Genomic DNA, 25409 nt, shown 5'->3' with positions numbered 1-25409 from the left:
CCGATCAGCCGATCTTGAGGCGGGTCCGTTCGCGGGCGTCGCGGGCGGTGCGGGTGCGCGCCAGGATCAGCAGCACCGGGTAGGTCACGACGATCGGCGCGACGAACGCCGATAGCCACAGCCACGGACTGTCCAGGCCCACTCCCGCCCAGGTGAGGATCATCCAGACGAGACCGGCGGCGAAGGCGCCGAGCACCGGACCGAGCGCGACACCCCGCGTGCCGCGGCCCGGCACGAGGAAGTGGGCGGCCGCGCCCATCACGCCACCGACGATGAAGGCGAGGAGGATCTGCACGTCCCGGCCGTCGTCAGGCGACGAAGCCGACGCGGCGGGATTCTTCGGTGCCGAGCTCGATGTAGGCCAGGCTCGCGGTCGGCACGATGTAGCTCGTGCCCTTCGCGTCGGTGAAGCTCACGTGCGTCGCACCCGCGTCAAGGGCGCTGGCGACCGTCTTCTTCACGGCGGCGGCAGGCTCGCTCGTCTCGAAGTTGAGCTCACGGCCGGTGTTGGCGATGCCGATGCGGATCTCCACGTGAAATACCTCCTGCGGCGGGGTGCGGCCCCGGGACCTCGAACGCCCGGATCCCCGTGCGCATGGCAACTCTACGACACGGGTCACAGGGCCCCGGCCGCCCGGTGCACGCTCTCGGCGAACGCGGATTGTCGGTCCTTCGCGCTACCGTCGAAGCCATGGACTCCGGCGACGAATCCGACGCGTCGCCCGCGTGGGACGCGCAGCAGCGCGCTGTCATCGACCTTCCGGCGGCGGCATGCGGTGTCGTGGTGGGCGCCCCGGGAAGCGGCAAGACGACGGCGCTCGTGGCCCGCGTCGCGGCGCTTGTCGCCGCCGGCGTCGACCCCGATGCGCTGCTCGTGCTCACTCCTTCGCGCCAGAGCGCGACCGCGCTTCGCGACCGCCTCGCGCTGGCTGTGGGGCGCGCGACCTCCGGTCCCCTGGCGCGGTCGGTGGCTTCGTTCGCCTACCAGCTCGTTCGGGCGACAGAGGTGGCGGCGGGCCGGGAGCCGCCGCAGCTGCTGACCGGCGGCGACGAGGACCAGCTGATCCAGGATCTGCTCGAGGGCGACGCCGAAGACGAGGCCGAGGGCCGACGCCGCTGGCCGGAGTGGCTCGGCGCGCCGGTGCGCTCGACCAAGGGATTCCGCACCGAGGTGCGCACGTTCCTGGCGGAGTGCGCGACTCTGGGCATCGAGTCAGACCGCCTGCGGGCGCTCGGCGCCGCCCACTCGGTTCCGGTGTGGGCGGCGATGGCGTCGTTCCTCGACGAGTATCAGCACGTCCGCGCCGACATGCGCGGTGCTCATCGGGATGCCGCCGGCCTGGTTCGCGAGGCCGTCGGCGTGCTGCGCACGGCGCCGCCGGGCACCGAGATCGCCGACCGCATCGCCGTGATCCTGGTCGACGATGCGCAGGAACTGACCGTCGGCGGTGTGGAGCTCCTGGAGGCGTGCCGGGAGCGCGGCGTCTCGGTGCTCGCCTTCGGCGACCCCGACGTCGGATCCGGTGCCTTCCGCGGCGCCACCCCCGAGAACTTCGCGCGTCTCGCAGCGAGCCTCGGCGGCGTCTCAGTGCTCTCCGCGGCGCACCGCGGCACGGCGTGGCAGAACGAGCTCGTCCGTCAGGTGACGCAGCGCATCGGGGCGGTCGGCGTGGTCGCGCATCGGGGCGGAGCCGCCGGCGCGGCACCGGACCCCTCGGTGCGCGCACTTCTGCTGCGGTCGCCGGCCGAGGAGTTCGACGCGATCGCGCGGCTGCTGAGGGAGCGGCACATCCGCGGCGGAATCGCCTGGTCTCAATGCGCGGTCATCGCGCACGACACGCGCCAAGTGACCGCGCTGGAGGCGGAGCTCGCCGCGCGCGAGGTGCCGACGCGCTCGAGCGGACCGGGAAGGCCGCTGGGAACCCTGGCGCCGGTGCGCGATCTGCTGCGGATCATCGACCTCGCCGCGCGCGAGGACTGGACCTTCGAGGACATCGCCGAAGCGCTGCTGGGCTCCGGCGGCCGCCTGGATCCGGTGCAGCTGCGGCGCCTGCGCGCGCAACTGCGCCACGTCGCCCTTCGGCAGGCTCAGGAACCGGGTGCCGAACCAGCGCGGTCGGGGCGCGACCTGCTGCTTTCGGCGATGCACCGGCCACTGGAGTTCGACCTGATCGACACGCATGAGGCACGGCGCGCAGCGGTGCTCGCCCGCACGCTCGCCGTGCTCCGCGACGAACTCGGCAGGGGCGCGACCGCGCACGAGCTGCTCTGGACGGCGTGGGACCGCAGCGGACTCGAACGGCCGTGGTCGGAGCTGGCACGCGGACACGGGCCGCTGGCCGACCAGGCGCACCGCGACCTCGACGCGGTCGTCGCACTGTTCCAGGCCGCCAAGCGGTTCGTCGAGCGCTCGTTCGATGCCGACCCCCGGGTGTTCGTGCGCGGCATCCTCGACAGCGCCGTCGCCGAGGACCGGCTCGATGCTTCCACGGGCGGAGAGTACGTGCGGATCCTCACGCCCGCCGGTGCCCTCGGCGCCGAGTTCGACACCGTCGTGATCGCCGGAATGCAGGACGGCGTCTGGCCGAACACGCGGCTGCGCGGCTCGCTGCTGGATACGTGGCGACTGGCGGATGCCGCTACCCGGGTCGATGCGGGCTCGGTCTCGACTCTCGACCGGCGAAAGGCGGCAATGCACGACGAGCTCCGACTCCTCGCCCGCGCGCTCTCCCGGGCGACCGGGCTCGTGCTGGCGACGGCGGTCGACGACGACGACACGGGTCCGAGCGTGTTCTTCGAGTTCCTGCCCGACCCCGAGCGCTATGCCGTCGATCATCCGCTGTCCCTGCGTGGTCTTGTGGCCCAGCACCGTCGCGCACTGACGGAGCCGGCTCAGCGCAGTCGCGCCGAGAGGGCGGCGCAGCAGCTCGCGGTGCTCGCCGACGCCGGCGTCGTGGGGGCCGCCCCGAGCGACTGGTTCGGGGTCGAGCCGCCGACCTCGGCCGGCCCGCTGCGCGATCTCGCGGTCGAGGACGTTCGCGTGTCGCCGTCGCGCCTGCACACGCTCGAGGAGTGCGAGCTCAACTGGGTCATCGGCGAGCTGGGCGGCGACCCGGGAGGTGCCACCGCCGGCCTGGGCACGATCATCCACTCGGCTCTCGAACACGCGGCGAGCTCGGACGAGGCGAGCCTGTGGGCCGAGGTCGATTCGCGCTGGGGGGAGCTGAGCTTCGAAGCGGAGTGGCGCGAGCGTGCCGAGCGCACGCGGGCGCGCGACCTCGTACGCCGGCTGCACCTGTACCTGCGGCGGTTCGAGGAGGGGGGCGGGACGCTCATCGGCGCCGAGCCCCACTTCGAAGTCGCGATTCCACTGGATGATGCCGAGGCGTTCGAGCACGGGGCGATCCTCTCCGGCTACATCGACCGGGTCGAGCTGACCCCCGAAGGCACCGTGGTGATCGTCGACCTCAAGACCGGAAAGCGCGAGCCGCAGACCGACGCGAAGGTGGCCGACAACCCTCAGCTGGGCGCCTACCAGCTCGCGTTCGAGTCGGGCGCGATCCCGACGGCGGCCGGACTGCCCCTCGGCGGCGCGAAGCTGCTGGTGCTGCGCCCGACCGCAGCGCACGCGGATTACGCGACGCCTTGGCAGGCTCCCTTCGACGACGAGCGGCGCGAGCTGTTCTTCGCGCGCATCCGGTCAGCCGTCGGGGTCATGCGAGGAACCGCGTTCACGGCGCCGTACGAGGACCATTGCCGCGACGAGCATTCATACGGGCTGTGCCGCATCCACACGATCGGCGCGGTGAGCGCATCGTGACCGCATCCGTGTTCACCGGCACCGTCTCGGCGGCGGCGATCGCGGCCGCGCTCGGACAGTTCCCGCCGACCGCGCAGCAGACCGCCGTCATCGAGGCGGCGCTCGAGCCCGCGCTCGTGGTCGCGGGCGCCGGCAGCGGAAAGACCGAGACGATGGCCGCGCGGGTGGTCTGGCTCGTGGCGAACCGGCTCGTGCGCCGCGACGAGGTGCTCGGTCTCACCTTCACGCGCAAGGCCGCAGGAGAACTCGCCGAGCGCATTCAGCGCCGGCTGCAGCGATTGGCCGAGTTCGAGCGCCGCGGGCTGTTGAGCGCGCTACCCGCACTGCACGCCGCCGGCCGTCTGGACGTGTTCGGCGAAATCGAACGGGCAGGCGGCGACGGCGCGAAGGGCGCGGCCGCACGGTCGGCCGCTCTGGACGCCCTCGCCGCCGAGGTCGGGGCGACCGCCGAGGCGCCCGACGACGCGCTGCTTCATCGACCCACGGTCGCCACATACAACAGCTTCGCCGACCAGATCGTGCGCGAGCATGCGGTGCGGATCGGACGGGATGCCGAGGCGGCCATCCTGTCGGAATCGGCAGCCTGGCTGCTCATGCGTCGCGTCGTTTTCGCCTCGGACGATCCGCGACTGGAGACGCGTGGCGAGGCGGTCCGCAGCATCGTCGATGCAGCTCTGCGGATCGCGCGCGACGGTGTCGACAACCTCGTGTCGTTCGACGAGTTGGCCGCGTTCCCGGCGCGATTCCGCGACGTCCTGGAACGCCCGTCCACCCGGAAGGGCACCGTCGTCTACGCCGACGTGACCGAGGCGGCCGAGAAGGTCGGCGCGCTCTGCATGCTCGCCGACCTCGCTCGGGACTATGCGACCGAGAAGCAGCGCATCGGCGTGCTCGACTTCTCCGACCAGGTCGCCGGCGCGCTGGAGGTGGTGCGCACGCATCGGCTCGTCGCCGACGAGGTGCGCGACCGGTTCCGGGTCGTGCTCCTCGACGAGTATCAGGACACCTCCGTCGTGCAGACCGACCTGCTCGCGACGCTCTTCGCCGGCACCGCCGTGATGGCCGTCGGCGATCCGCATCAGGCGATCTACGGCTGGCGCGGCGCCAGCGCGGGCAACCTCGGCGGATTCGCCGCCGCTTTCGCTGCCGGCCTCGAGTGCGCGCAGTTCTCCCTCGCCACGAGCTGGCGCAACAGCTCGCGCGTGCTCGCCGCGGCCAACGCCGTGCTGGCACCGCTCGCCGCGTCCGCCGCCGTCGCTGTCCATGAGCTGCAGCCGCGGTCCGGGGCGCCGTCGGGCGAGGTGGAGCTGGCGTTCGATGCCGACCTTGATACCGAGGCCGACCGGGTCGCGGATTGGTTCGGCCGGGTGCGGGCGCAGCGCGCGGCGCAGTCGAGATCGACGACCGGAGCGATCCTGTTCCGCAGCAAGAAGCACATGGTCCGCTTCGGCGATGCGCTCGGCCGTCGCGGCATCCCGCACCGAATCCTGGGCCTGGGCGGTCTGCTGTCCACGCCCGAGGTCGTCGATGTGGTGTGCGCTCTGCGGGTGATCAGCGACCCGAGCGCCGGCTCGGCGCTGATCCGGCTGCTCGCTGGACCGCGGTGGAGGATCGGCCTGCCCGACCTGCGCGAGCTCGCCGCTCTCGCCCGGCGCCTCGCGCGCCACGACGCAGCCCTTCAGCCGCTCGCGCCGGAGGTCGTCGAGCGCATCCGGGGAAGCGCGGGAGACGACGACGGCTCGCTCATCGACGCGCTCGACTTCGTGCTGCGCCACAAGCCCGACCACGGCTGGCTCACGGGGCTCACCCCCGACGCACGCGAGCGGCTGCGAGAGGCGGCATCCGTCTTCGCCGGCCTTCGGCGCTCGGTCGGGATGCCGATCCCCGACCTCGTGCGCCTGATCGAGCTCGAACTGCGGCTGGACATCGAGCTCGCTGCGAACGAGTCCCGCGGCCCGGCGCGGATCGCCTCCGCCCAGCTGCGTGCGTTCGTCGACGAGCTGCACGCATTCCTCGCCGCCGACGAGTCCGGCTCGATCGCCAGTCTGCTCGCCTGGCTCGACCACGCGGAGCAGCTCGACGAGTTCGCCCCGCGCACGGAGCCGCCCGAGGACGATGTCGTGCAGCTGTTGACGATCCACGGCTCCAAGGGGCTGGAGTGGGATGCGGTCGCCGTCGTGCGCCTTGTGAAGGACGAGCTGCCCAGCATGCCGCGCGACACGAAAGGCTGGCTGGGCTTCGGCATCCTGCCGTACTCGTTCCGGGGCGACTCCCGCTGGCTGCCCGCCCTGCAGTGGGAGAGGGACGCCGCACCGACGCAGCAGGATCTCCGGGCGGCGATCGACGCTTTCATCGCGGCGAACCGGGCGCGCCAGCTCGATGAGGACCGGCGGTTGGCGTACGTGGCAGTGACGCGTGCGCGGGATCACCTGCTGCTGAGCGGAGCGAGCTGGTCGGGCACGAAGCGGCCGCGGGAGCGCAGCGTGTTCCTCAGCGAGATCGCCGACGCGCTCGGCGTGGAACTGCCCGAAGACGACCCGGGCGAGGACCCATACCTCGGCGAACGGCGCGTGCTGCAGTGGCCGATCGACCCGCTCGGCGCGCGGCGCGCGGCCGTGCAGCGCGCCGCCGCGACGGTCGAGGCTGCACTCGCGGATCCTCGGGCCGTGCCCGACCGCGATGCCGCCCTGCTGCTGGCAGAGCGTGAGGAGCGCCACCGGCCCACCCCCGCCGCCGCTCCGACCCGGATCGCGGCATCGCGCTACAAGGATTTCGTTTCGGACTACGCGGGCACCGTGGCGCGCATCGAACGGCCGCTGCCCGAGCGGCCCTTCCGGCAGACGCGGCTGGGCACCCTGTTCCACGCCTGGGTCGAGCAGCGCTCCGGAAAGGTCGGCACCGCGCACTCCCTCGATGACGCGCTGTGGGAGCTCGACGACGACGGGCCGGCCGCGGCGTCCTCGGGCGAGGACGCCGCGGTGCTCGCGAAGCTGCAGGCGAACTTCGCCGCCTCGGAATGGGGGCAGCTCAGCCCGATCGAGGTCGAGACCGAGATCGACTTCACCGTTTCAGAGGGTTCAGGGGGGCTGGACGGCCGCCCGCACGTGATCATCTGCAAGCTCGACGCGGTCTTCCGCCGCGAAGATCGCGGCGGCCGCATCGAGATCGTCGACTGGAAGACGGGCGCCGCGCCGCGCACCGAGGGCGAGCGGAAGGAGCGGATGCTGCAGCTTCAGCTGTACCGCCGCGCCTATCACGCGATGCACGGTGTGCCGCTCGAAGAGATCGACGTGGCGCTGTACTACGTCGCGGACGATCTCGTGCTGCGGGGCTGAGCGCGCCGCGGCCTCTGTCAGCGCCCTGGCTAGTCCGACAGCCAGCGGCGAAGCGCAGCGTCCGACGACCGTTCGGCGGCGGCCTGGGCATCGGTGTCGTCGGCATCGGCGGATCGCACCGACTGCGCGGCGTCTTCGGTGCGGTGCGCCCACGCCGAGATGTCGATCGGAGCCGTCGCGACGTCGTCGTGCGGGGATTCCGTGGTGGTCTGCGACGCATCGGCCGACGCGGCGGCATCCTCCTCGGTCGCGTCGTCGGCCGTGACCCAGAGCGCGAGTTCGTCGGGATCGTAGGCGTCCGTGTGCATCGACGTGTCCAGCGGGGTGGTCCGGGCATCGGGCACGCGTTCGAGCAGAGCGATCGCGGCGTCGACGCCGAGGGCCGATTCGGGAACGATCTCGTCGTCGCGGACACTGGCGGCGAGCGAGTCGAGCAGCCCGACGGCATCGTCCACGATGTCGCTGCGACCCGCCTCATGCCCGTGCACGAGCCACTTCGCGAACTCGAGTTCGGCATGCAGCCGTGCGCGGGAGCGCACGAGCTGGTCGGGAGCGCGGTCGCTGTGGCTGACGTAGGCGGCGTACACATCGTCGGCGGCAGCCGGCGCCGACGCGAGCCACTGCAGGTCGGTCGCCGGGTCTCCCACCGACAGTCCGTGCCACTCGAGCACGCCGGTGACGCGGGGGAGGGCATCCACGTCGTCGAAGAGAAAAGATGCAGCACCGGCGCCGCCGAGCACGACAGCGGATTCGAAGCTCCACAGCCGGTCGGCCTCCAGCGCGCGGCGCCAGCGATCCAGGAGCGCGCCCGGAGCCGAATGCGTCGCCTCCACACGGTCGACCAGTCGCGACACGTCGTCGCGGACCTGCTGTGGTGTGCGCACCGGCAGGCCTTCGGTGCGCACGATCGACAGCGGCAGTGCATGCAGCGCGGCCAGAGCCTCGCCGATGGATGTTGCGGCACCGCGCCCCGAGGGCAGATGGGCGGCGTCCACGCGGTAGCCGGGGAGGAAGTCCACCACGACGGCTCGGGCATCGCCGAGGCCCGTCTCGCCGAGCAGCTCCGGGGCGCGGAACGGCAGCAGGCCGCGCACTCCGGGAGTCAGCGCGCGCAGCGCGCGCGCCTCGGCTGCCAGCTCGGTACCGGCATCCGCATCGGCCGGCGCGCGTACGACGACGCGTCGTCCGTCGTCGAGTTCGGCCAGCGCGGCGTCGTAGCGCCCGGTGGCGCCTTCGGTAAGAACGCCGACTCCGACGACGCCGACCCGGGGCAGAGCCGAGGTCACCGACGCGGCTAGAGTGAGGGGTGAGCGAGCCATGAGCCCAGGGTAGGTCGGGTGCGCCCCTGCGCCTCCGCGCCACGCCCGTCTTGCCGACCAGCGGCACCCGCTCGTCGACCAGCAGCAGAGAGGTCCTCGATGACGGCGCCTGACAGCACGCAGCCCGAACGGGTCCTGCCGCCCCCGCTGGCCCGGTCCGGCATGGACCGCTCGGCCGAGGAGCGGGCCACGCCCGGTCTGCTCGATGCCGCCCGCGCGGACGCCGCCACCCGGGTTCTCGTGCTGAACGGCGATGCCGCCCCGCTGGGCGGGCCCGAGGCGCTGCACTGGATCGCGCCGGCAGCCGTGCCGCCCGGCGCCGAGTGGGCCTTCCTCGGTCGCGATGAGGGCGGTGCCGCTCTGCTCGCGGCGGTCTTCGCGCGTACCGGAAGCGAGCTGTTCGCCGCGCCAGCCGGCTGGGCGGTCCTGTACGCTGTCGGCGGCTCGCTGGGGGCCGTGGATGCCGGAGCCTTCGTCGAGGCGCTGAGCCTCGGGAGGTGGCTGGTCGAGGCGCCGTTCTGCCCGGCGTGCGGCGCGCGCACCGAGGTGGGCAGCGCGGGCTGGTCTCGGCAATGCCCGTCGTGCGGTCGTGAGCACTTTCCGCGCACCGATCCGGCCGTGATCGTCGCGATCACCAGCGCGCGGCATCCCGATCGGCTGCTTCTCGGCTCGAACGCGATGTGGGAGGTCAACCGGTTCTCGTGCTTTGCCGGGTTCGTCGAGGCCGGTGAATCGCTCGAGGCGACCGTCGCCCGCGAGGTGCGCGAAGAGGCCGGCGTCGAGGTGGTCGACCTGCGGTATCGCGGGTCGCAGGCGTGGCCCTACCCTCGCTCGCTCATGCTCGGCTTCCTGGCCACCGCCGCCGACGATGCGGCTGCCGAGGCAGACGGCGAGGAGATCCTCGCGGTGCGCTGGTTCCAGCGTGCCGAAATCGGCGCTGCACTCGCGGGGGAGGGCGATCTGCTGTTGCCCGGACCCGCCTCCATCGCCCACAGTCTGATCAGCGATTGGTACGCGAGCTCGGAATGAGCGATCGCGCGCTTCAGGGCCTGGATGAAAGGCAGCTCGAGGCGGTCACCACGCTGCGCGGGCCCCTCGTCGTGCTCGCCGGCGCGGGGACCGGCAAGACGCGCGTGATCACCCACCGGATCGCGCACGGCGTCGACACCGGTGCCTACTCGCCCGGTCGCGTGATGGCGGTGACTTTCACTGCGAAGGCCGCCGGCGAGATGCGCGGGCGTCTGCGGGCGCTCGGCGTCGAAGGCGTCGCCGCCCGCACGTTTCATGCGGCCGCGCTCGCGCAGCTCAATTACTTCTGGCCCACGGTCGCAGGCGACACCGCCCCCGGAATCGTCGACAACAAGGTGCGCCTGCTCGCCCACGCCGCCGACGGCATGGGCCTCGAGCCCGACACGGCGACCCTTCGCGATGTGGCGAGCGAGATCGAATGGCGCAAGGTGACAATGCGCAGCATCGATCAGTACGCCGCCGTGCGGCCGAACGGAGTCGGCAGGCTCGAGGTGACGCAGGTCGCCGAGCTGCAGCGCGCCTACGAGAAGCTCAAAGACCAGCGGCGGCAGCTGGATTTCGAAGATGTCCTCCTCGCGTGCGCCGGCATGCTCGAGGCGGAGCCGCACGTCGCGGCATCCGTCCACGAGCAGTATCGGCACTTCACCGTCGACGAGTTCCAGGACGTGTCGCCGCTGCAGCATCGGCTGCTCGAACTGTGGCGCGGCGACCGGCGCGACATCTGCGTGGTCGGCGATGCGAGCCAGACGATTTATTCGTTCGCGGGGGCCGACGCGCGATTCCTGCTGGACTTCGCGAGTACCCACGAGGATGCCCGGGTGGTGCGTCTGGAGACGAACCACCGATCGGATGCCGCGATCCTCGCGGTCGCGAACGAACTCATGCGCGGACGACCGGGCGCCCTCGAACTGACCGCCGCCGCGGTCCGCCCTTCGGTGGACGGTGCGGGCGAGCTGACGCAGCCGCCGACGGTGACGGCGTACGAGGACGACGTCGCCGAGGCGCGCGGAGTCGCCGCCCAGGTCGCTGCGCGGATCGGCGCGGGGATCGATCCGCGCCGCATCGCGATCCTCTACCGCGCGCACTCGCAGTCCGCCGAGCTTGTCCGCGCGCTGGCCGATCACGGGATCGCCGCGACGGTGCTCGGCGGCAAGCGCTTCTTTGACGTGCCGGAGGTGCGTCAGGCCGTCATGGCACTGCGAGGCGCTTCGGTCGCACCTCTGGACAGCGGCTTCATCGACGCGGTGCGCGACGTGCTGCGCTCGCTCGGACTGACCGACGAGCCCCCGCAGGCGGGCGGGTCGCTGCGCGACGCCTGGGAGGCGCGCGCCGCGATCCTGCGTCTGGCCGAGGAGTCTCCCGATGGGACGACGCTGCGCGGCTTCACCGATGAGCTGCAGGCCCGGGCGAAGGCGCAGCACGAGCCCGCGATGCGGACGGTGACGCTCGCGACGCTGCACGCGGCCAAGGGTCTGGAGTGGGAGCACGTGCATCTGCTCGGCGTTGCCGAGGGGCTTCTGCCGATCAGTTATGCGACCACCTTCGAGCAGGTCGACGAAGAGCGCCGCCTCGCCTACGTCGGCATCACGCGGGCCGCGCGAGAGCTGTCCCTGTCGTGGTCGCGGGGAATGCGCGAGCGGCAGCCGTCGCGATTCCTGCGAGAGATCGGCACCGGCACTCTGCGTGCGGGCGGTGCGCACGCATCGAACGGTGCAGCGAATCCGGGCGGAGCGTCAGGGAGTGGCAGCGCGGGCGTTCGCGGTTCCGCTCGCCCTCGCTGATCAGATGCGCCGTCACGAACGAGGCTTCCGCGATGATCGCCCGGCTCACCGCCGGTGCTGGCCGCCCGACCAGCTGAGCGGCCAGGTGCGGCCACGCAGGATCGGCGTCCCGCCGGTGCGCGGCGATGCACGCGAGACACGGCGTACGCCCGGGGAGGACGACCGGACCGATCTCGGCACCGGAGCCGGTGAACACCAGCGGCAGGTGCGGGACATCGCCGGCCATCAGAGCGGCGGCCCGCCGTGGCTCGACGAGATGGTGGGCGAGCACCACAACCGTCGCGGCGACATCGACCGGCTCTTCGGGCGCCCCGAACCAGGTGATCTCGGTGACGTCGACTCCCGCCGCCGCGAGCGAATCCGCGACCGCGTCGACGTGCTGGCGGGGGAACCCGTGCGGGCTCTGCAGTGCGGCTCGCAACGCCGGGGCGGTCGGCGCACAGAGTGCGGGTGCGATACGGCTGACGAAGCTCGCGGCGGCGTTCTCGGGCGCTCCGAGTGCGATCGCGATCGGGTCGAGCGCCGCGTCCGGGATGCCGCGCTCGAGTTCGCGGATCAGCCGCTCCTGCCACGGCTCAGGGTCATCGATCACAGCGACCGGATCCGCGCCGAATTGCAGCGTCGTGGCCGAGCGCCACAGCGGCGGGAAGGCCGGGTCGAGTCGGATCATGTGCCCGATTGTGCCGCGCGACCGGGTCACTCCGTGGTTCTCCACAGGCTTCGATGCCGATCCTGCCCGGCGTCCGGTCTGGGGAGGAGCCGACGGGGCTCGTGTCGGGGCCGGAATCAGGCCGGCCGGGGATCCTCCGCCTGGCCGTCCGGGTCGCCATGCTCGGACGAGGCGCCATCGGCCCCGGACGGCTCACCCGGATGCTCACCCGCGAGTAGGCGTGCGAGCTCGTCGTCCATCTCGTCGGGCGCCGGCTCTTCCCCCCGCGCACGCGCCTCGAGCCGCGCGACCAGGACCGCGGGATCGTCGATGTCCTCGGCGGTCGGCATCAGGTCGGGGTAGTCCCAGAGGGCGTCCCGGCCCGCGACGCCCACGGCATCCGTCACCGCACGCCACATCGCGGCGGCCTCGCGCATGCGGCGGGGGCGGAGCTCGAGTCCGACCAGGGAGCTGAGCGCCTGCTCGGCAGGGCCGCCGACGGCACGACGCCGCCGCACCGCTTCGGCTATCCGATCTGCGGACGGCAGACGCGAGGTCGCACGCTCGGTGACGATCTCCACCCAGCCCTCGATCGTCGCGAGGAGGTTCTCCAGGCGCGTGAGAGCGGCCGTCTGGGCTTCGGAGCGTGTCGGCAGCAGCACGCCGCTCTCGATCGCTCGGCGCAGCTCCTCCGGTTCGGAGGGGTCGAAGCGCGAGGCGAGCTCCTCGAGTGCGCCGGTGTCGACGTGAATGCCGCGTGCGAAATCGGTGACTTGCGAGATGACGTGCAGGCGCAACCACCTGGCGTGACGGAACAGCCGCGCGTGAGCGAGCTCGCGGGTGGCGATGTACAGTGCGAGCTGGTCGTGCGGGATCTCGAGGTCGCGGCCGAAGTCGGCGAAGTTCTGGGGGAGGATCACCGCGTCGCCGTCAGGCATCAGCGGGAGGCCGACGTCTCCGCCACTGACGACCTCTTTCGAGAGATTGCCGACGACCTGTCCGAGCTGGGAGGCGAACAGCGATCCGCCGACCATGCGTATCAGGCGACCGGCGCCCTGGACGAGCCCCTGCATCTCCTCCGGCGCCTGCCCGTTGAGCGCCTCGGTGAGCGCATCGGCGATGCTGGTCGCCACGGGTTCGGCGAGCTCCTGCCACACCGGCAGCGTCGCTTCCACCCATCCGCCGCGCGTGAGGGTGCGCGGCGGGGCGGACAGCTCCGAGATCATGGTCGCCTCGCTCAGCCAGAGCGCCGCGAGCACGAACGCCTGGTCGAGGTCTGTGCGCTGGCCGTCGGTGACGCCCAGCCCGTCCTGGTTCGCGATGTGCAGGGCCTGACGCTTGGCCAGGTCCCAGGAGATGCCTTTGTCGGCCGCGCCGGCGAACGCGCCCTGAAGGTGCTGCATGACGGTCTGCATCATCGCCGGGTCGATGCCCATTCCCGACAGCCGCGCGAGCTGCTCGGGGTCGACCTCCGCGCCGGCGCCGCCGAACAGCTGCCTGATCAGCGCCTGCAACTGCTCTTCGGGGCTCTGGTCGTCCTCGCGGTCGGACTCTGCCACTTCAGCCGCCTTTCAGCCGGGTCATGACCTCGCCATCTACGCTAGTCGCACGGATCATCGCACTTCCCGGCACGGACCCTTCCCCCTTACGCCGGTCGCGAACGACCAGGCAGAGAAAGGTCCCTCTTGGCGCTGTTCGACGAGAACGTCACCGTCACGCCTGCGCAACCCCAGTCGGGCCGCAGGATGTCGCGCGGCATGGTGGCCGGAATCTGGGCGCTCGCGATCGCGCTCGCGGTGCTGCTGGTGATCACTTTCCTGCCGACCTCATACGTGATCCAGCGTCCAGGCCCGGTCTACAACACTCTCGGCACGGCCGAAGCGGCCGACGGCGCGCAGGTCCCCTTGATCTCGGTGGACGGCGCCGACACCTTTCCGACCGACGGAGCGCTGGACCTTCTGACCGTGCAGGTCGTCGGAAATCGCGAGCGCACGCCGTCCTGGGTCGAGCTGGCCACCGCGTGGTTCGATCCGAGCAGGGCCGTCCTGCCGATCGACGCGGTCTTCCCCGAGGGACAGAGCACCGAGAAGCGCAACGAGGAGAGCGCGGCGATGATGGTCGACTCGCAGAAGGAGGCGACCGCGGCCGCGCTCACCGAACTCGGCTACGACGTCGATGCGAAGCTCACCGTCTACGCGTTCACCGAGGGTTCGGCATCCGAGGGTGTGCTCGAGGAAGGCGATGTCATCCTCGCGGCGAACGGCACGACGGTCACGGATGCCGGAGCCCTGCGCGAGATCGTCAACGACGGTGACGGCGCGCCGGTCGCGCTCACGATCCAGCGCGGGGACCATGAGCAGACCGTCTCGATCACCCCGAAGGAGGCAGAGGTCGAAGGGGAGACGCTGTGGCTGATCGGCATCACGCTGACGAACGACTTCGACTTCCCGATCGACGTGACGATCCAGCTCAACAACGTCGGCGGACCGAGCGCTGGCCTGATGTTCGCGCTCGGAATCATCGACACACTCACCGCTGGGCAGCTGAACGGCGGCGAGACCGTCGCCGGCACGGGCACGATCGACGCCGATGGGGTCGTAGGCCCGATCGGCGGCATCCGGCAGAAGATGTGGGGCGCGGTCGACGCCGGGGCGGACTGGTTCCTCGCCCCCTCGGACAATTGCGACGAGGTGGTCGGGCACATCCCCGACGGGCTCCGCGTGTTCTCGGTCAAGACGCTGGAGGACTCGCTCGACGTGCTCGAAGCGGTGCGCGAAGACGGCGATATCGACGCTCTGCCGACCTGCAGCGTCGGCTGAACCGGGCTCGCTTCGCGCACAGCGGAACTCACGGCGGGAGTTCGCTCATCCCACGGCATTCGCCCAGAACAGCGCGCCTAGGATTGGAGGGTGACCACGACCTCTGCGCCGGCCCCGGCCACGCCTTCCCGTTCCCGACGGATCATCGCGATCTCGCTTGCGATCATCGTCGCGCTCGTCGTGGCGTTCTTCATCTTCGCCAACCTCTACGCCGATTGGCTGTGGTACGCCCAGCTGGGCTTCGAGTCCGTTCTGCTGACGCAGTGGATCGCCCGCGTGGTGATGTTCCTCGTGGGCTTCATCGCCATGGCCGTTCCGGTCTGGCTCGCGATCCAGCTCGCCTACCGCCTGCGCCCCGTCTACGCGCGCTTGAGCTCCCAGCTCGATCGCTACCAGGAGGTCGTCGAGCCGCTGCGCCGGCTCGCGATGTGGGGAATCCCGATCTTCTTCGGATTCTTCTCCGGTTTTGCCGCCTCGGCCCAGTGGGAGACGACGTGGCTCTGGTTCAATGGCGTCGCCACCAAGCTGACCGACCCGCAGTTCCATCTCGACACCGGGTTCTACCTGTTCGCCATGCCGTTCTACAGTGCGCTGCTGGGCTTCATCTCAGCCGTGCTGATCGTCTGCCTCCTGGTCACCGCGCTCGTGGCCTACCTCTATGGCTCGGTCCGGATCGGGCAGCGCGAGCTGCGCATCTCGAAGGCCGCGCGCATTCAGCTGGCCGTCATCGCCGGGCTCTACCTGCTCGTGCAGGCAGCGAGTCTCTGGTTCGACCGGTACAAGACTCTCGTCGAGCCCGGGGACCGCATCACCGGTCCGGGCTACACCGGTGTGAATGCGATCATCCCCGGGCTCACGATCCTCTCGATCGTCGCCTCGATCGTCGCGATCCTGTTCTTCGTCACCGCGGTCATCGGCCGCTGGCGCTACCCGCTGATCGCGACCGCACTGCTGGTGGTGTCGGCGATCGTCGTGGGCATCGGCTATCCCTGGGTCGTGAACACTTTCCAGGTGAGGCCGAACCAGTTCGCGCTCGAAGGCGAGTTCTACCAGCGCGGCATCGACATGACCCAGCAGGCCTACGGCATCGACGCTCTCGAGAAGAGCGACTTCCAGGCCACGACGGATGCCAAAGCCGGCGCCCTTCGCGCGGACGCCGCAACCACGGCGCAGATCCGCATCATGGACCCCGCGGTGATCAGCCCGACCGTGCGGCAGCTCGAGCAGTTCCGCGGGTATTACCAGTTCGCAGACCCGCTCGATGTCGACCGTTACGAGATCGACGGCGTTTCTCAGGACACCGTCGTCTCGGTGCGCGAGCTCAACATGGATCAGCTGGGTGCCGCTGCGTCGTGGCAGAACACCACCCTGGTGTACACCCACGGCTACGGCGTCGTCGCCGCAGCAGGCAATGACCGCACGACAGACGGCGACCCGGTCTTCCTCGAGCGCGGCATTCCGGCGGCAGGCTTCCTTTCCGATCAGGAGGACTTCGAGCCACGGGTCTACTTCGGGGAGTTCTCGCCGACCTACTCGATCGTCGGCGCCCCCGAGGGCACGACTCCGGTCGAGCTGGACTATCCGCGCGGTACGGACGAGGGATCGAGCGAAACCAAGACGACCTTCACCGGAGACGGCGGGCCCAGCATCGGCAGCGTCTTCAACCGGCTGATCTACGCCCTGAAGTTCCAGTCGGAGCAGATCCTGTTCTCGGACAACGTCAACGAGGACTCCCAGATCCTCTACGACCGCGACCCGAGCCTGAGAGTCCAGAAGGCGGCGCCCTATCTGACGCTCGACAGTGACCCGTATCCGAGTGTGGTGGACGGGCGCATCGTCTGGATCATCGACGGATACACGCTGAGCTCGAACTACCCTTATTCGACCACGGTGAGCCTGCAGCAGGCGATCTCGGACTCGAACACGACCGCGCAGCGGTTCGCCCTGGACGACATCAACTACATCCGCAACTCGGTCAAGGCGACCGTCGACGCCTACGACGGCAAGGTCACGCTGTACGCCTGGGACGACAAGGACCCCATGCTGCAGGCGTGGCAGAACGTCTACCCCTCGACCGTCAAGCCGATCAGCGAGATGTCGGGTGACCTGATGAGCCACGTGCGCTACCCGACCGATCTGTTCAAGGTGCAGCGGTACGCGCTCGGGGTCTATCACGTCGATGACGCCCTGTCGTTCTACCAGCGCGACAACGCCTGGCAGACGCCGAACGATCCGCAGCAGGACGCCGTCCTGCAGCCGCCCTATTATCTGACGATGCAGATGCCCGGTCAGGACGCCCCGACGTACTCGATGTTCACGAGTTTCATCCCCGCCTCGGAGGGGACCGCGTCCCGCAACGTTCTGATGGGCTACCTCGCCGTCGACTCGAACGCGGGCAATGAAGCCGGAGTGAAGGGTGCGGACTACGGCAAGCTCCGAATGCTGGTGGTCGACGCCGATACGACCATCCCGGGCCCCGGTCAGGTGCAGAACACCTTCAATTCCGATCCGCTGATCTCCTCGCAGATCAACCTCCTGAAACAGGGGCAGTCCGAGGTCATCAACGGCAACCTGCTCACCCTGCCGGTCGGAGGCGGCCTGCTGTACGTGCAGCCCGTGTTCGTTCAGGCATCGAGTGGAACCCAGTTGCCGCAGCTGCAGAAGGTGCTGGTTGCCTTCGGCAACGAGGTCGCGTTCGAGGACACGCTGAATGAGGCGCTCGACGCGCTGTTCGGCGGTGACTCCGGGGCCGATGCCGGTGACGGCGACGTGATCGCCTCGCCCGGTCCGACGCCGTCCCCCACACCGGGTGAGACGACGGACCCGCAGCCGACGCAGCCGCCGGCGGATGAGTACCAGGCTGCGCTCCAGGACGCGCAGCAGGCCATGCTCGACCGCCAGACGGCGCTGCAGGCAGGCGACCTCACGGCGTTCGCCGAGGCCGACGATCGCCTTACGGCCGCTGTTGAGAAGCTCATCGCGCTCGGGGCGCAGTAGGCGGCGTCGCGGGTCAGGCCGTCAGCAGCCAGTACCAGATCAGCAGCAGTGTCACGATGAAGCCGGCGATCTGGTTGATCCAAAGGAAGCGGCTCCACCCTGCGGTCGCTCGCTCGGCAGTCGCGTCGGTGATCGCTCGGAACGGCCACACCGTGGCGATGTACAGCAGTGGGACGAACGCCGCCAGCGGACCCGGCCATGCTGTCGCGAGCATCACCACGCCGGACGCGGTGTAGCACCAGAGCGAGAACCAGACGGTCCAGCGGGCGCCGCGGGCGGTCGCGATCGATGAGATGTCTGCCTCGCGGTCGGCGACGACGTCCTGCACGGCGCCGAACGCGTGCGAGGCGACGCCCCACAGCGCAAAGGCGAGAACCACGGCGCCCAGCTGCCAGGTCCAGGCCGCTCCGGCCAGCACGAGCCCGTACACCGCGGGCGAGAAGAAATGGATGCTGGAGGTCACCGAATCCGCGAACGGCACTTCCTTCAGCCGCAGCGGGGGTGCGCTGTAGAAGACGACGAAGAACAGGCTCGCCGCCAGCACGAACACGGACAGCGGCGAACCTGCGAACACCAGATACACCACGAACGGCAGGCACGACAGAGCGGCGGCCCACAGCGTGATGCGATGCATCCGCCGGTCCAGAACGGCCCCGTGCGTTCCGCCCTTGCGGGGATTGCGCAGGTCGGACTCGTAGTCGAATACGTCGTTGATGCCGTACATCGCGAGGTTGTAGGGGATCAGGAAGAACAGCGTGCCGATGAGGAGGGTCGGGTCGATCTGCCGGGTCGTCAGCAGGTACGCGGCGGCGAACGGGTATGCCGTGTTGATCCAGCTCACCGGCCGCGATGCGACGAATAGTTGCGTGAGCACAGCTCCGGGTCTCAGCGCGCGCGCGTCGCTCACTGCGTCGCCTCCCCGCCGCTTCGCCGCGTGAGCAGCGTGAAGACGGCCGGAACCAGGAACGCCGCGGACAGCGGATACGAGAAGTCTTCCAGGGGAGCGAGGCCGATGCGGATGCCGCTCAGGTGCTCGGCCGGATACGTGAACAGCTCTGCGGCGATCATCGCGTTGTCGAAGACGGCGGTGAGCGCGATCAGCGCGAGCGCGGCGATGCCCGATGCGCCCATCCGCCGTGCGAAGGCGGGGCGGCGAAGTGTCGCGAGCGTCACCACCACGGTGATCAGCAGGAATGGCAGGACGATGAGGGCGTAGGTCACGTGCGGCGCTCCGCCGACGGGTCCGCGAGTGCGCGCGCCCGGAGCGCCCGGAGCGCCCGCAGCGCGGCAGCCCATGCGACGAGCGCGAGGTAGCACAGGAAGGCGAGGAAGAACGGTTCCTCGATCGGCAGCTGAGGGGCCACATCGATGCCGAGGTAGAGCGGGCTGTCGCCCTTCACGAAGACCCCGGTCGCGATGCCGACCGCATCCCAGACGAGGAAGAACGCCGTGCCGATCCCCACCGCCGCGAGGGTGCGCCCGGGCGCAGCCCAGGCCGCGAGTCGCCAGCGCGCGTCGAGCGCGACGATGCCGCCGGCGGACGCGAGGATCGCAAGCAGGTAGATTCCGGGCATGTCACACCCTGGCCGGCTCGGGCAGTGGTCCGGCGGTGCGATCGCCGCGCAGGCGTTTGAGAACCAGTTCGGCCGAGATCAGGCACATCGGCAGGCCGATTCCGGGCAGGGCCGAACCGCCCGCATATGAGAGGCCACGCACCTTGCGGGAGGCGTTTCGGGGACGGAACATCGCACTCTGGCCGAGGGTGTGTGCGAGCCCGAGCGCGTTGCCGCGCCAGGAGTGCAGGTCATCGGCGAAGTCGCCGGGCGCGATCGTGCGGCGCACCACGATGCGGTCGCCCAGGTCCGGGATGCCGCACCACTCGGAGATCTGCCTGATGACGCGGTCGGCCGCGGCCTCGACGGCGGCGTCTCCGTCGCCGTCGACCCCGCCGTGCCCGACCTTGGGGTCGGCGGGGATCGGCACGAGCACGAACAGGTTCTCGTGACCGGCCGGCGCGACACCCGCATCGGTCGCGCTCGGCCTGCAGATATAGAGCGAGGCCGGGTCGGGGATGCGGCGGGGTTCCTGGAAGATGTCCTCGAAGTTCGAGCGCCAGTCCTGCGCGAACAGCAAGGTGTGGTGAGAGAGCTGCGGCAGCTCGCCCTCGACCCCCAGCAGCAGCAGCAGGGCGCCCGGGCTGGGCGTGCGCTTGGCCCACCACTTCTCCGGATACGTCTGCAGGGCCGGAGGAAGCAGCTGGGTCTCGGTGTGGTGCAGGTCGGCGGTCGAGACCACCAGGTCAGCCGGGATGAGCCGTCCGTCCGTGAGGCGGACGCCCGTGGCCACGGCATCCCTCGTCGTGATCTCGGCGACCTCGCAGCCCGTGCGCACGCGCGCTCCGTTTGCGAGCGCGAGTCGCTCGACGGCGGCGATCACTTCGGTGAAGCCCCCGCGTGGATACAGCACGCCCTCGTCCAGATCGAGGTGACTCATCAGGTGGTACAGGCTCGGCACGCCGTACGGCGAACCGCCGAGGAACACGGCGGGGTAGCCGAGGATCTGGCGCAGCCGAGGATCGGTGAACCGGCGGTCGACGTAGCTGGCGAGCGACCGGGTCAGCAGGGGGGCGAGCTGTCCTGCGCGTCGCAGCAGGGCAGGATCGCGCAGGCCGGCGGTCGTCTCGTAGGTGTCATAGAGGAACCGTGTCACCGAGAGCTCGTAGGCGTCGGATGCCGAGTCGAGATACGCATCGAGCTTCGCACCGGCGCCCGGCTCGATCTGCTCGAACAGCACGGTGGCCTCGGCGCGCCCCGACCGCACGTCGGTCGGGGGGAGCGGGCGCTCGGCGTTCGGCTCGCTGTAGACGCGGTATGCGGGCTCGAGCCGGACGAGGTCCAGCTCGCGCTCGGCAGTCGTGCCCAGCAACCGGAAGAAGTGCTCGAAGACCTCGGGCATGAGGTACCAGCTCGGACCCGTGTCGAACCGGAATCCGTCCTGCTCCCAGGAGCCGACCCGCCCCCCGAGCTCCGTCCGCGCCTCGAGTATGGTGACGTTCCAGCCTTCTGCGCCGAGCAGGGCAGCGGTCGCGAGTCCCGCGATGCCGGCACCGATCACGACGGCTGAGCGCTTGTCGTCGTCGGTCATGGGTGATTCCTCCGATATTCGGTCGCTCCGGATCATGCTCGTGCGCGTACTGGATGCCGATGCCGCGGCGCGAAGCCCAGCCATGCGCGGGCGGCCAGCGCGGCCTTCACTGCGTCGGGAACGCGGACGCGCTCGTCGGGCGCGGCGTCGCGCCGCAGCCGCCACGACAGCGAGGCGAACATGTCGTGCGCGGCGGTCACCGCGCGGCGGCAGTCCGCCGGCAGGAGCGGGATCACCGCGGCCGCGGCCGCCAGGTCGGCATCGATCCGGTCGAGGACCTCTACCCGGTTCGAAGCGCCCGAACCGAGACCGAGATAGTCCCGGCCCAGTGCGACCTCGTCGTGTTGCTGGTCGCGCAGGAAGTTCACGTCCTGGAACGCGGCGCCGAGCCGCCGTGCGCCGTTGACGAGGCCGGGCTCGGGCGCGGTCGGATGCGGGGCCCCGGCGTTCACGAAGACCTGAAGGCACATGAGCCCGACGACTTCGGCCGACCCGTAGACGTAGTCATCGTGGGAGGCCGCGTCGTGGCGCGCGGTCAGCAGATCGGTGCGCATCGAGGCGAAGAACGGTCCGATCAGCGCATCGCCGATGCCGCATTCCCGCGCCGTCCGGGCGAAGGCGTGTACGACGAGGTTCGAACTGAAGCCCTGCTCGATCGCAGTGAGGCTTTCGGTCTCGAGCGAGTCGAGCATGGCGCGCTCGGCGGTCGGGTCCAACCCGGCGGCGGCCGCAGGCCCGTCGACGATCTCATCCGCGATGCGCACCAGCGCGTAGATGTTGCGCACGTGGCGGCGGGGGCGCGGTCCGAGCAGGCGTGTGGCCAGGCCGAAGGACGTCGAGTATGCTGCGATGACCGCGGCTGCGGCATCCTCGGCTGCCTTGTCGTACAGGGGGAGCCCGGTCGGCTCATGACTCACGGGATGCGCTCCGCGATGCGGTCGGCCAGCTCGCAGATCAGCCGACGCGCCCGCACCGGCAATGCCGGGTCTTCCGCGGCCGTTCGCACACTCCAGAGCGTATCGTCGATCAGAGTACGCAGGTGCAGACGGGCTCCGCTCTCCTCGAGGGCCAGCTGGGCCTCGCGAACAGCGATAGGACCGGTGTGCGCGACGGCGAGAGCGTCATTGACGCGCGACCAGGTGGGGCTCTGCCGAGCCAGGGCGATCAGCGGCGTGCTCTTGGTTTCGCGGAGATCCCCGCCCTCGTCGCGGCCGGCCTGCGCTGCCGAGCCGAACGCGCCGATCAGGTCGTCCACCAGCTGGAAGGCGAGACCCAGTCGTCCGCCCTCGGTCTCGAGCGCGGCGATCGCTTCGGGCGGTGCGCCGGCGAGGAGGGCGCCGGCGCACAGCGGTGCGCTGAACGAGTAGACGGCGGTCTTGTTGAAGGTGGCGTCGAAGATCGCCTCCGCCTCGGCGTATTCGGGCATGACCGCGTTCTCGACGTCGGCGAGCTCCCCGGCGGCCGAGACGTAGATCGCGTCGTCGAGCAGTTCGAAAAGTCCGGCGCGGATCCGCGGCGACACGTCGGCCAGCGCGATCAGGCGGGACGCCTCATGCAACAGCAGGTCGCCCGCGAGAATGGCCGCCGCGTCGCCGAGCACCGCGGCCCCTGCGGCATCCGCTCCCCGCTCGCGAGCGCGTACGCGGAACTCGCCGCCGATATTCGGAATGCCGCGTCGCACTGTGTCGTGGTCGATCACGTCGTCGTGCACGACGAACGCGGTGTGCAGCAACTCGAACGCGCCCGCGACCGAGTACAGCGACGGGCAGTCGTCCGGGTCGCCGCCGAAGGCCGCGAAGGATGCCGCGACCAGCGTGGGCCGCAAGCGCTTGCCACCGGCCGTTGCGCGTGCGACGGCATCCGTGAGCGCTTCGAATCCGCTGCCCAGGTCGATCGCGCGATCACGTATGCGCCGCAGCGAGCCCTCGATCGATTCGTCGATGGCCGCTCGCGTGGCGAGCGGGATCATGACGCTCGTCGCTGCAGCACAGGTTCGGAGCCGAACAGGTGCAGCTGCTCGGCCTGAAGCACCAGCCAGGGGCTGAACGCCCATGGTGTCGCCGACAGGGACGTTCCCAGATCGCCGGGGTCGACCCATTTCGCCTCCGTGACCTCGAGAGGATTGAGGATCGGCTCATCCGAGGTGCGCGCGGTGTAAACCGGGCACACCTCGTACTCGACGATGCCGCTCGCATCGACGGCACGGTAGCGGAAGAGGGGGAGCGCGAGCTCGATGTCGGTGAGCGTGATGCCGAGTTCGTACTCGGCGCGTCGGTGCACCGCGCTCAGGACGGGTTCAGCCGGTCGAGGGTGCCCGCAGAACGAGTTGCTCCATACGCCCGGCCACGTCGTCTTGTTCAGGGCGCGCCGCGTGACCAGCACCTGGCCGTCGTCATTCATGACGTGGCAGGAGAAGGCGAGGTGCAATGCTGTGTCCCGGCCGTGCACGCTGCTCTTGGGGGCGGTGCCGATCGCCCGGCCCTCGTCATCGAGGAGGACGACGTGGTCGGCGTTGTTCATGGGCACTCCTCCAATTCGCTAGTTTATCTAGCGATATGTTTGCGACGATGATACAAGAGAACTGAGGGAGTGTCCACATGTCGCAGCCTGGGCCGGCACGAACGCCCCATGACCAAGTGGTCATGGGCGTGCTGCAGGCGATCCGCGCGTTCACGGACGCGATGGATCGCATGCACGGCGGCTTGAAGGGCGACATGGATATGAACGCCACTGATCTCGCCGCGCTGCGCATGCTGATCATGCGCGAAGGTCGTGGCGAGATCGTCAGTCCGCATCAGCTGGCCGAACATCTGCGCATCTCGAGCGCGTCGACGACGAAACTCCTGGATCGGCTGTCGGCATCGGGCCACGTCGCGCGTCAACCGCACCCGCATGATCGTCGCGCGCGGATCGTGGTGCTCACCGACGAAAGTCGCAGCGCCTTCTTCCGTCATTTCGGTGAGCGACTGCGCCTCATGCGCGGCGTGGCGGAGCGCTACACCGATGTCGAGCTCGTGCTCATCACAGGGTTTCTGGCAGAGATCAGCGAGACGCTCGACCCCCCCGGCAGCGCATGACGCGCCTTCTCGGGATGCCGGCCGAGTGGCATCCCGAGAGGCGTCCCCGCACAGCGGAGTCGCGTCCATCGGACGCGTTGTGCAGGCGTCAAGAAGCCGCCACAGGGCGGCGATGCACGCCGGTGGCGACCAGCAGAGCGATGCCGCCGCCGGAGAGAACGATAGGGCCCCATGGGCTCAGGGGTCCCGGACCGGTGACGCCGCTGGCGCCTACCCAGAGCCACGCCGCGACGAGAGCGATGAGTCCAACCCCCGCGAGCACTCGGTTCGCGGTGCCGCGCGTGAGGCGCACGGCCTCGACGGCGGCACCGCTGAGCGTCGCGATGCCGATCACCATCACCCACGGCGCCCAGATCAGCAGGGAGGGGACGGCTGCCCCGAAGACGACCAGGGTAGCCGCGGTGCGCGGCAGAAACTGCCGCAGCGCGATGCCGGCCACGAGCGCAGCCACGATGATCGAGACCTGGACGCGCTGGAGGTCGCGATCGCCGGAGAAGAGGGCGACGATTCCGAGGGTCGCCAGGATCGCAGCGCCCAGTGCCCACCACCAGCGGGCGGCGAGGTGTCCGAGAGTGTTCATGGTCAGTGCCTTTCGGTCTGCCGGCCGACCCCGCATCGCCAGGCGTTGTGTACGTACCCACAAGAGGTCTGCCGGGATGCCGGCGACCACCCTGCCCGCGATCGAGAGCGCCGCCGTCGCCGGCGCCGCCCCGCGCTCGCGTGCGTCGGTTCGCTGCTCCCACACGTCTGAGGCGATCTCTGCGCGGCGGCGCTCGGCCGCCCCCGCGCCCACCCAGGCGGTGTAACCGCGAACCCACTCGCGAGCGAGCGTCGCGGCGATCGCCGCGACGTCCTGCTCGTCGTCGTGATCCGGCGCGCGCCTGCTCACGGTGTCTCCCACGCGGCGCGCCCGAGCGGGGCAGCGCGTCGCGAATCCTGCCGGTGCTGGGCGAGCGCCAGCTGCGCCGCTCCCGTCACCGTGTACATCCGCCGCCGCGGACGGCCCTGCACGACCGCTTCGTCGGCATCCTCCCAGTTGCTCTCGAGCAGCCCCGCGGTCTCGAGCCTGCCGAGTGCTTTGTAGAGCGTGCCGTGCGCGGTCAGGGTTGCCGCGTCTGCGCCATCGACCATCATCTTGGCGATGCCGAACCCGTGGAACTGCACGTCACCGGCCTGCCGCATGCGCAACGCAGCGTCGAGGATCGCCGCCTCGACGGGAAGCAGCGTGCCGGGTCGACGTCTCATGCTGACACTATAGGCAGATATCTTCCCATAGACAAGAGGGTCTCTCGGCGGACCCGATATGACTGCCGGTTCAAACCGTGCTAGGCTGAATTCTTGTGCCGCGGGGTGGAGCAGCTCGGTAGCTCGCTGGGCTCATAACCCAGAGGTCGCAGGTTCAAATCCTGTCCCCGCAACGAAAATGAAGAAGGCGTCCT

General features: G+C 70.2%; 20 protein-coding genes and 1 tRNA gene. 8 read left to right on the top strand and 13 right to left on the bottom strand.

What is annotated here, in order from left to right:
- Positions 1 to 4: 4 nt before the first annotated feature.
- Together QZV84_RS04175 and QZV84_RS04170 are read right to left on the bottom strand one after the other, a co-directional pair.
- Positions 5 to 295 carry a hypothetical protein gene (locus QZV84_RS04175; protein ID WP_292825732.1) on the bottom strand — a complete coding sequence of 97 codons (291 nt, stop codon included), beginning with the start codon at positions 293 to 295 and terminating at the stop codon, positions 5 to 7.
- 13 nt (positions 296 to 308) lie between these two features.
- The gene (locus QZV84_RS04170; protein WP_292825729.1) at positions 309 to 533 is read right to left on the bottom strand and encodes a DUF3107 domain-containing protein; all 225 of its coding nucleotides are present in this window, start codon (positions 531 to 533) and stop codon (positions 309 to 311) included.
- Positions 534 to 691: 158 nt separating this feature from the next.
- Between QZV84_RS04170 and QZV84_RS04165 the strand changes: the two genes are divergently transcribed.
- On the top strand, positions 692 to 3820 hold the full coding sequence (locus QZV84_RS04165) for an ATP-dependent DNA helicase (protein ID WP_292825726.1): 3129 nt from the start codon (positions 692 to 694) through the stop codon (positions 3818 to 3820).
- The gene (locus QZV84_RS04160) at positions 3817 to 7155 is read left to right on the top strand and encodes an ATP-dependent DNA helicase (RefSeq protein ID WP_292825723.1); all 3339 of its coding nucleotides are present in this window, start codon (positions 3817 to 3819) and stop codon (positions 7153 to 7155) included. The genes QZV84_RS04165 and QZV84_RS04160 overlap by 4 nt, the downstream gene beginning before the upstream one ends.
- Positions 7156 to 7184: 29 nt before the next feature.
- Here QZV84_RS04160 and QZV84_RS04155 read toward each other — a convergent pair whose 3' ends face one another.
- Positions 7185 to 8474, bottom strand: a complete 1290-nt coding sequence (locus QZV84_RS04155; RefSeq protein ID WP_292825720.1) for an aminoglycoside phosphotransferase — start codon at positions 8472 to 8474, stop codon at positions 7185 to 7187.
- A gap of 99 nt (positions 8475 to 8573) precedes the next feature.
- Here QZV84_RS04155 and nudC point away from each other — a divergent pair, with 99 nt between their 5' ends.
- Together nudC and QZV84_RS04145 are read left to right on the top strand one after the other, a co-directional pair.
- Entirely contained in the window at positions 8574 to 9503 is a 930-nt protein-coding gene (nudC, locus tag QZV84_RS04150) for an NAD(+) diphosphatase (protein WP_292825717.1), read from the top strand.
- The gene (locus QZV84_RS04145) at positions 9500 to 11284 is read left to right on the top strand and encodes an ATP-dependent helicase (RefSeq protein WP_292825714.1); all 1785 of its coding nucleotides are present in this window, start codon (positions 9500 to 9502) and stop codon (positions 11282 to 11284) included. Before nudC ends, QZV84_RS04145 begins: the two co-directional genes overlap by 4 nt.
- Before the next feature lie 786 nt (positions 11285 to 12070).
- Here QZV84_RS04145 and QZV84_RS04140 read toward each other — a convergent pair.
- On the bottom strand, positions 12071 to 13492 hold the full coding sequence (locus QZV84_RS04140) for a zinc-dependent metalloprotease (RefSeq protein WP_292825711.1): 1422 nt from the start codon (positions 13490 to 13492) through the stop codon (positions 12071 to 12073).
- A 126-nt stretch (positions 13493 to 13618) separates the two neighbouring features.
- Here QZV84_RS04140 and QZV84_RS04135 point away from each other — a divergent pair, with 126 nt between their 5' ends.
- Positions 13619 to 14752 carry a S16 family serine protease gene (locus QZV84_RS04135; RefSeq protein ID WP_292825708.1) on the top strand — a complete coding sequence of 378 codons (1134 nt, stop codon included), beginning with the start codon at positions 13619 to 13621 and terminating at the stop codon, positions 14750 to 14752.
- A gap of 90 nt (positions 14753 to 14842) precedes the next feature.
- Positions 14843 to 17749, top strand: coding sequence for a UPF0182 family protein (locus QZV84_RS04130; RefSeq protein ID WP_292825705.1), 2907 nt, complete (start codon positions 14843 to 14845; stop codon positions 17747 to 17749).
- A gap of 13 nt (positions 17750 to 17762) precedes the next feature.
- Here the strand turns inward: QZV84_RS04130 and QZV84_RS04125 are convergent, their stop codons facing one another.
- From QZV84_RS04125 to idi, 7 genes are read right to left on the bottom strand one after another with little or no spacing between them, the layout of a single operon-like run.
- Entirely contained in the window at positions 17763 to 18656 is an 894-nt protein-coding gene (locus QZV84_RS04125; protein ID WP_292825702.1) for a prenyltransferase, read from the bottom strand.
- Positions 18653 to 18970: a lycopene cyclase domain-containing protein gene (locus tag QZV84_RS04120; RefSeq protein WP_292825699.1), complete on the bottom strand. Its 318-nt coding sequence runs from the start codon at positions 18968 to 18970 to the stop codon at positions 18653 to 18655. Before QZV84_RS04120 ends, QZV84_RS04125 begins: the two co-directional genes overlap by 4 nt.
- The gene (locus tag QZV84_RS04115) at positions 18967 to 19323 is read right to left on the bottom strand and encodes a lycopene cyclase domain-containing protein (protein WP_292825696.1); all 357 of its coding nucleotides are present in this window, start codon (positions 19321 to 19323) and stop codon (positions 18967 to 18969) included. Before QZV84_RS04115 ends, QZV84_RS04120 begins: the two co-directional genes overlap by 4 nt.
- Before the next feature lies 1 nt (position 19324).
- The gene (gene crtI / locus QZV84_RS04110) at positions 19325 to 20893 is read right to left on the bottom strand and encodes a phytoene desaturase family protein (protein ID WP_292825693.1); all 1569 of its coding nucleotides are present in this window, start codon (positions 20891 to 20893) and stop codon (positions 19325 to 19327) included.
- A gap of 32 nt (positions 20894 to 20925) precedes the next feature.
- Positions 20926 to 21810 carry a squalene/phytoene synthase family protein gene (locus QZV84_RS04105; RefSeq protein ID WP_292825691.1) on the bottom strand — a complete coding sequence of 295 codons (885 nt, stop codon included), beginning with the start codon at positions 21808 to 21810 and terminating at the stop codon, positions 20926 to 20928.
- On the bottom strand, positions 21807 to 22862 hold the full coding sequence (locus tag QZV84_RS04100) for a polyprenyl synthetase family protein (RefSeq protein WP_292825689.1): 1056 nt from the start codon (positions 22860 to 22862) through the stop codon (positions 21807 to 21809). Before QZV84_RS04100 ends, QZV84_RS04105 begins: the two co-directional genes overlap by 4 nt.
- A complete protein-coding gene (gene idi / locus QZV84_RS04095; protein WP_292825687.1) occupies positions 22859 to 23413 on the bottom strand; it encodes an isopentenyl-diphosphate Delta-isomerase in 555 nt (184 codons plus the stop codon). Before idi ends, QZV84_RS04100 begins: the two co-directional genes overlap by 4 nt.
- Before the next feature lie 77 nt (positions 23414 to 23490).
- Here idi and QZV84_RS04090 point away from each other — a divergent pair, with 77 nt between their 5' ends.
- The gene (locus QZV84_RS04090; RefSeq protein ID WP_292825684.1) at positions 23491 to 23970 is read left to right on the top strand and encodes a MarR family transcriptional regulator; all 480 of its coding nucleotides are present in this window, start codon (positions 23491 to 23493) and stop codon (positions 23968 to 23970) included.
- Between the two features lie 88 nt (positions 23971 to 24058).
- Here QZV84_RS04090 and QZV84_RS04085 read toward each other — a convergent pair whose 3' ends face one another.
- The gene (locus tag QZV84_RS04085) at positions 24059 to 24859 is read right to left on the bottom strand and encodes a hypothetical protein (RefSeq protein ID WP_292825681.1); all 801 of its coding nucleotides are present in this window, start codon (positions 24857 to 24859) and stop codon (positions 24059 to 24061) included.
- On the bottom strand, positions 24856 to 25215 hold the full coding sequence (locus tag QZV84_RS04080) for a helix-turn-helix transcriptional regulator (protein WP_292825678.1): 360 nt from the start codon (positions 25213 to 25215) through the stop codon (positions 24856 to 24858). Before QZV84_RS04080 ends, QZV84_RS04085 begins: the two co-directional genes overlap by 4 nt.
- A gap of 99 nt (positions 25216 to 25314) precedes the next feature.
- Here QZV84_RS04080 and QZV84_RS04075 point away from each other — a divergent pair.
- Positions 25315 to 25388: transfer RNA gene (locus QZV84_RS04075), tRNA-Met, on the top strand.
- The last annotated feature ends 21 nt before the right edge of the window (positions 25389 to 25409 follow it).

The organism is Microbacterium sp., assembly GCF_011620715.1.
Lineage (GTDB): Bacteria > Actinomycetota > Actinomycetes > Actinomycetales > Microbacteriaceae > Microbacterium.
This window is presented reverse-complemented; position numbering and strand designations above follow the sequence as displayed.